Origin of the sequence: Hymenobacter terrenus (genome assembly GCF_000972495.1) — a bacterium.
In the GTDB taxonomy this organism is placed as follows: Bacteria; Bacteroidota; Bacteroidia; order Cytophagales; family Hymenobacteraceae; genus Hymenobacter; species Hymenobacter terrenus.
This window is the reverse complement of the sequence record NZ_LATM01000162.1, coordinates 1-372: the sequence shown is the minus strand read 5'-3', so window position 1 is coordinate 372 and position 372 is coordinate 1. Positions and strand designations below refer to the sequence as shown.

Annotated in this window: 2 rRNA genes; both read left to right on the top strand. The window is 45.4% G+C overall.

Annotated features, from left to right (window positions below):
- Positions 1-135, top strand: a 23S ribosomal RNA gene (locus WX88_RS26955); the annotation flags it as partial.
- A 55-nt stretch (positions 136-190) separates the two neighbouring features.
- Positions 191-306, top strand: a 5S ribosomal RNA gene (gene rrf / locus WX88_RS26950).
- The last annotated feature ends 66 nt before the right edge of the window (positions 307-372 follow it).

Below are 372 nucleotides of genomic sequence, written 5' to 3'. Positions count from 1 at the left end.
AGCCCCCCTCAAGATGAGATTTCCCATTCCGCAAGGAAGTAAGATCCCTGAAAGATGATCAGGTTGATAGGTCTGAGGTGGAAGTGTGGCGACACATGGAGCTGACAGATACTAATCGATCGAGGACTTAACCATATTTTTGAATGATGTCACACCTGTTATCTAGTTTTGAGAGAACACTCTCAATTTGTTTGGTGGCGATAGCGAAGAGGTCACACCCGTTCCCATACCGAACACGGAAGTTAAGCTCTTCAGCGCCGATGGTAGTCGGGGGTTTCCCCCTGTGAGAGTAGGACGCCGCCAAGCAATTGCACGTTAGTGTAATTTTTAAAAAAAGTTGTTGACTTTGAAGAAGTGACGTTGTATACTAAT